The organism is Arenibacter flavimaris (assembly GCF_030291335.1).
Taxonomy (GTDB): Bacteria; Bacteroidota; Bacteroidia; order Flavobacteriales; family Flavobacteriaceae; genus Arenibacter.
In genome coordinates this window covers 1-2,742 of record NZ_JASWIM010000082.1, presented here as the reverse complement: position 1 = coordinate 2,742, position 2,742 = coordinate 1, and the positions used below count along the sequence as shown (strand labels likewise).

Genomic DNA, 2,742 nt, shown 5'->3' with positions numbered 1-2,742 from the left:
GTATCCATCCGAGCAACTACACTAGTTATTGATCTTCATATTCTGTAGTGAATTCAATATCTTTTCCTTCCGCTCTTGCCCGGAGCACCATTTGTTGTATGTTTTCGGGAAGGTTGTCCAGGGGCAGTATTAGTCCGTCGACCATTACCATATTATTAAAAGGGCTGTTCTCCTGCATGGCGTTTGTAGAAAATTCAGGGCTATAATACCATAGGTCGAACATATCCTTTATGGCCCGGGCCTTATTCGAGACCGTAGTCCCCTTGGTCCCGAAGTATTCGTTGACCTGTTTGGAACTCATATAAGGTTGGAACGATCTGTCGAACAAAAAATTTATCGAACCTATGGCATGGACTACGGCTGCCGCCCATATCTCCAATTTTCCCCTTGCGAAGGGAACATCCCTTTTTCTCCCCATCTTTTTGATGAGCTTTTCGCAAAGCCCGAAGTATTCATCGTTAAGTTTCTGCGCGCAGAAGGCCCCTGTTATTTCCAATAGTTGTTTTTCCTTTTCTTTTATCAGCTCTTTGGTCATATGCTGTTCTGTTTTTGATATCCGGGCAGGAGTTCTTCGAGTTTTTGTATGCTATGATCAGGTATCCGCTCTAGTGTGCCGGCCAGCCATTCCCTTGGATTGATATTCTGCATCTTGCAGCTACCGAAGAATGAATATAGCATGGCGGCATTTTGCGCTGCATCGTGCGATCCGCAGAAAAGATAGTTTTTTCTGCCAATGGCCATGGGCCGGATGGCATTTTCGATCAGGTTGTTGTCGAGTTCTATACGCCCATCTTCAAAGATCGCTTCCAGTTTTGGGTATTGATTGATGTAATAGGTCATCGCCTTGCCGATGGGGCTTTGTGGCAGCACCTTGAACTGTTGTCCTTCGATCCACGTTTTTATCTGTGCCAATAACGGCCTGATCCTTATGTCGCGCAGTGTTTTCCTCGCTTTAAGATCATCTTGGGCCTCTTCCTTGATCTTGCGTTCTTCCAAATAGATCTCCCTAAAGATGGCCAATGCTTTTTCCGCATGCTTTTTGTCACTGTCCAGCGCATCATGAAACTTGCGCCTGGCATGTACCAGGCATCCGGCAAGGGTGATCTTGGGATCGGTCCCTATTTTGTCGTACACGGTATAGCCATCGCATTGCAGATAGCCATGATAATCGGCAAGCAATTCTTTGGGTCCGTTCTGTCCACGGCCTTTGCGGTAATTAAAAAGTACGAGCTTTTGAACGGGATCGTGATAGACCCATTGATATCCCTGGTGCGTACTGCCCTTTTTGTCGGAATCCAATACCTTGATCGGACTCTCATCGGCCTGGATATAATCAGATGCCAGTATTTTCTGTTTTAGTGTATTGTAAAGCGGTTCCAGCAACTGGCAACAACTGGCCATCCAGTCGCCCATAGTGCTCTGGGCAGGTTCCCACCCAAAATCCCGTTTGAACATCTGGATCTGGCGGAAGAACGGGAGATGATCGATATATTTGCCCACAAGGATGTGCGCCAGCAAACAGGCTTCGGCTATCGATTTGTCGATGGGGCGGGTCGGGAGCGGTGCGATCAGCACGCCCTGTCCGTCCGCCTTGGCGTACTTGGGCCGGATCGTCCTTCTTTTGATAAGGCTTGCGGGAGTGTATTCCAGGGTCTCTGTCACTTCTTCCCCGATCTTCTTCAGTCCCGCGGTATCCTCTTCGGGCTCGATGATTATTTCCCTGACCGGTAGATGTTCCGGTAGCGCATTGCGCCCATTGTGCTTTTTCTTGTCCCTGGTATAGGTAATGGTCTCTTGCGGGGCTTCTTCTACGGTTTCCGACGGATCCCCTGAAAAGAGCGATAACTGATCGACCATGGTTTGGGAAACGAAACTCTCGGACCTGAACCCGCCAATGAGCTTGTAGAGCTGTGCCAGTTGATGTTCCAGGGAAACTATTCTGGCCGTGGAGGCCTTCTCCTTTTTTTGAAGATCTCGGTTCTCGACAAGTAGCTCCTGATAGGTCATTGCAGGGCCAAGATAAAAATTGCCCTGCTAAAAAGCAACCCGATATCACGTTTTTTCGTAACGCTTTCTTCGGGTGATATTGGTAATGGCGATACCGTCGATCAGCAGGACCAATTGAGTATAGCTCAGACGCAGGCTCCCTACTTCCGCATCATATTCCGGTAACTCAAAAGTACCGGATTCCAGTCTTTTGTAGTACAGCATAAATCCTCCCGATTGCCAGTGCAACAGTTTTGCCTTGTTGCGGACCTTATTGATAAAAATATATACCGTTCCGTTATCGGGGCTTTGGTACAGATCGTTGATCACAAGCCCCCGCAGACTATCGAAACTCTTGCGCATATCGGTGGGGCGGCCATAGAGCTGGAACCGGTGGGAAGTGCCGAGTGCGAACATCTATACGGGGATTTCGATCTCGACCCCGTTCTTGCAACGGATCAAAATAGTCCGGCCTTCCCCGATCGGGACGACTTCGATCGGAACAAAATTCGATGGGGCCCTATCGGCCGGTACATCTGTAGGTCTCGATAATTTTGAGATCCAATAATGGAATTTGCCCTCCTTGATCCCATGGGCGGAAGCAAACTCTTTTTGGCTCCGGCCGGAGAGCCGAAACTCCTTTACCAATTTACGCATCCGCAAAGCATTATCCTTTTTTGTCATAACTCAAATAGTTTATGCCAAAGGTAAAAAGCCACATCACGTCATAAAAGACGCAGTTGCTCGGAGGGATAC

4 protein-coding genes are annotated in these 2,742 nt (G+C 48.3%); all 4 read right to left on the bottom strand.

Translation table 11 applies throughout. From position 1 onward, the window contains the following. Positions 1-25: 25 nt before the first annotated feature. From QSE00_RS25075 to tnpA, 4 genes are read right to left on the bottom strand one after another with little or no spacing between them, the layout of a single operon-like run. The gene (locus QSE00_RS25075) at positions 26-535 is read right to left on the bottom strand and encodes a DUF6398 domain-containing protein (RefSeq protein WP_286108013.1); all 510 of its coding nucleotides are present in this window, start codon (positions 533-535) and stop codon (positions 26-28) included. Continuing rightward, positions 532-2,007 carry an IS66 family transposase gene (tnpC, locus tag QSE00_RS25070; RefSeq protein ID WP_286108012.1) on the bottom strand — a complete coding sequence of 492 codons (1,476 nt, stop codon included), beginning with the start codon at positions 2,005-2,007 and terminating at the stop codon, positions 532-534. The genes QSE00_RS25075 and tnpC overlap by 4 nt, the downstream gene beginning before the upstream one ends. Before the next feature lie 45 nt (positions 2,008-2,052). Next, positions 2,053-2,403 carry an IS66 family insertion sequence element accessory protein TnpB gene (gene tnpB / locus QSE00_RS25065; protein ID WP_286108011.1) on the bottom strand — a complete coding sequence of 117 codons (351 nt, stop codon included), beginning with the start codon at positions 2,401-2,403 and terminating at the stop codon, positions 2,053-2,055. Next, positions 2,404-2,670, bottom strand: coding sequence for an IS66 family insertion sequence element accessory protein TnpA (tnpA, locus tag QSE00_RS25060; protein WP_286108010.1), 267 nt, complete (start codon positions 2,668-2,670; stop codon positions 2,404-2,406). It lies immediately after the preceding gene. Positions 2,671-2,742: the final 72 nt, after the last annotated feature.

Bases quoted from the DNA above. Each gene is read 5' to 3' on its own strand.
- QSE00_RS25075 (WP_286108013.1), bottom strand. From the start codon at position 535: ATGACCAAAGAGCTGATAAAAGAAAAGGAAAAACAACTATTGGAAATA.
- tnpB (WP_286108011.1), bottom strand. From the start codon at position 2,403: ATGTTCGCACTCGGCACTTCCCACCGGTTCCAGCTCTATGGCCGCCCC.
- tnpC (WP_286108012.1), bottom strand. From the start codon at position 2,007: ATGACCTATCAGGAGCTACTTGTCGAGAACCGAGATCTTCAAAAAAAG.
- tnpA (WP_286108010.1), bottom strand. From the start codon at position 2,670: ATGACAAAAAAGGATAATGCTTTGCGGATGCGTAAATTGGTAAAGGAG.